3 protein-coding genes are annotated in these 2,872 nt (G+C 38.8%); all 3 read right to left on the bottom strand.

The window, feature by feature from the left end; genetic code table 11:
- On the bottom strand, positions 1 to 564 hold a 564-nt coding region (locus tag AC220I_RS20870; RefSeq protein ID WP_486725800.1), incomplete at its 3' end, for an ABC transporter permease subunit.
- A 10-nt stretch (positions 565 to 574) separates the two neighbouring features.
- The gene (gene mmsA, locus AC220I_RS20865; RefSeq protein WP_486725799.1) at positions 575 to 2,104 is read right to left on the bottom strand and encodes a multiple monosaccharide ABC transporter ATP-binding protein; all 1,530 of its coding nucleotides are present in this window, start codon (positions 2,102 to 2,104) and stop codon (positions 575 to 577) included.
- Between the two features lie 153 nt (positions 2,105 to 2,257).
- On the bottom strand, positions 2,258 to 2,872 hold a 615-nt coding region (locus AC220I_RS20860; protein WP_486725798.1), incomplete at its 5' end, for a substrate-binding domain-containing protein.

Raw genomic sequence — 2,872 nt, 5'->3', positions numbered from 1 at the left:
ATAGATTAACGAAGAAACGATACCGATTACAATTGCCAATATGTTGAAGTTTGTACCACCAAAGATATCTGGAATAAAGCCCGATGCCAAGAAGGAATAATTCTTAGGCAATGGTGCGATCGATTTTCCCTGTAAAATAACCAGGGTTAGACCTCTGAAGACAAGCATCCCTGCCAAAGTGGCAATAAAGGCTGGTACACCGCGGTAAGCGATCCAAAACCCTTGCCAAATGCCTATGAGAAGTCCAATGAAAAGTGAGATGAGAATTGCCCAAAAGACTGGCATGCCCATACTAACCACCAAGACTGCTGATATAGCACCTACAAAACCTGCTACTGAACCTACTGAAAGGTCTATATTTCCCCCTGTTAAAATCGCCAATAGCATACCAATTGACAAGATTAAGATGTATGCATTTTGCATGATTAAGTTCGAAATATTAAGTGGTTTTAGAAGTACACCATCTGTTAAAACTTGAAATAAAAGTGTGACAACAGCCAAGGCTATGATCATAACAGACGAGCGTATATTTTTCTTAAACATTGCACTCAATTTATTGCTCATTGTGATCCTCCTAATTACTTTGCATAATACAAGTCATAATATTTTCTTGCGACGCCTCTTGTGAATCGAGCTCGCCTACGATTCGGCCTTCATTCAAGACATAGATTCTATCACACATGCCAAGGAGCTCCGGCATCTCAGATGAAATCATCAAAACAGTCTTTCCATTCTCAGCCAATTCATTAATTACTGAATAAATCTCGTACTTAGCCCCTACATCTATCCCCCGTGTCGGTTCATCTAGGATGAGCACATCCGGATCAGAAAAAATCCATTTACTAAACACGATCTTTTGCTGGTTTCCACCCGAAAGATCGCCAGCCCTCTGAAAAATACCTGAGGACTTTATGCGGAGTTTTTTTCGATACTCCTCTGCCACCTTAATCTCTTTGTTCTCATCCACCACCAGGTTTTTACTCAACTTATCAAGTGATGCCAGTGAGATGTTGTGTCTTATATCGTCTGAAAGGATTAATCCTGCTGATTTTCGATCTTCAGTAGTATAGGCTATGCCTTTTTTTATAGCCTCTTTAACCGTGTGAAGCTTAATTTCCACACCCTCTTTAACAACTGTTCCTGTGATTTTGTGACCATATGATCTGCCAAACAAGCTCATTGCAAACTCTGTTCTGCCTGCACCCATCAAGCCTGCAAGTCCAACAACTTCACCCTTTCTCGCATTGATGGAAATATCTTTAAGCTTTAACTTTGAATCATCCTTTGGATCGTGAACATTCCAATTTTTAACTTCGAAGACGACTTCACCAATTTTATGAGAACGCTTTGGAAAACGGTCCACCATGGGTCTTCCAACCATGCCCTTGATGATGCGGTCTTCTGTGATTTCGTCAACACCCTTTGTTAGGGTTTCAATCGTATGACCATCCCTAATAACTGTTATTTCATCTGCAACCTTTGTAATTTCATTCAATTTATGAGAAATAATAATACTGGTAATGCCTTGTGTTTTTAACTCGAGCAATAGGTTCAATAAGTGATCAGAGTCTTCATCATTTAAAGCTGCTGTGGGCTCATCTAAAATCAATAATTTGACATCCTTGGACAAGGCCTTAACGATTTCCACCAGCTGTTGCTTGCCCATGCCAAGCTCACCTACTTGCATGTCAATATGATCTGTCAAACCTACTTTTTTCATCATTTCGATGGTTTTATTTCGAGTCTTGTCCCAGTCTATAATAATACCGCGCTTAACCTGTTCATTGCCTAAGAAAACATTTTCGGCAATAGATAAGGTAGGTACAAGTGCTAATTCCTGATGGATGATGGCGATGCCCTTGGCTTCACTTTCCTTAATGCCCTTAAACTCACAAAGCTGTCCATTAACGTATATCTCACCATCATAGGTGCCATGGCCATAAACACCACTTAAAACATTCATCAGAGTTGATTTTCCAGCGCCATTTTCACCTACAAGTGCGTGTATTTGATGGGCTTTAACTTTTAAATTTACATTGTCCAGTGCTTTGACACCGGGAAATTCCTTGGTTATATTTCTCATTTCAAGAACGTAATGTTCCATACGCGCCCTTCTCTCCAATTCTAATTAGTTTCTCAATGACTACCTTTTTTAATTACCTTGTATAAAATTAATGACCAACTTTTATAAGCTGATCATTAATTTCATTTGAGGATTAAAAATGTAAAAAGATTTATGCAATCTTTAATCACTTAATTACTTGATATCATCTGGTGTTAAATAACCTGAATCCATAACCAATTCTTGATAATTATCAATTGTCACTGTGTAAGGAATCAACAAGTAAGATGGTACAACTTTAACATTGTTGTTGTAAGTTGTTGTATCGTTGATTTCTGGCTCCGTTCCGTTAAGAACTGCGTCTACCATATCTGCAGCAACTTTTGCTAAGTCACGTGTATCTTTTAAAATAGTTGAGTATTGATCGCCTGAAATGATCATTTTAATTGAAGCAGCCTCTGCATCTTGTCCTGTAATAATCGGAAGTGTTTCTTTTTCATAACCGAAAGAAACTAAAGCTGAGTGAATACCTCTTGAAAGGCCATCATATGGTGATAAAACGCCATCTAATTTTAAACCGTTTGTATAGTTAGCCGCTAAAATTGCATCCATACGCGCTTGTGCAACCGCACCGTCCCAACGTAATGTGCCTACTTCGTCTTGTGTTACTTGTCCTGAAGGTACTACGACTTCGCCTGATTCCATTAAAGGCTTAAGTACATCCATTGCACCTTCGAAGAAATAGAATGAGTTCGTATCATCAGGTGAACCTGCAAATAATTCGATATTGTAAGGGCCATCCCCTTTTTT

Source organism: Fusibacter sp., from assembly GCF_057447755.1.
This window is presented reverse-complemented; position numbering and strand designations above follow the sequence as displayed.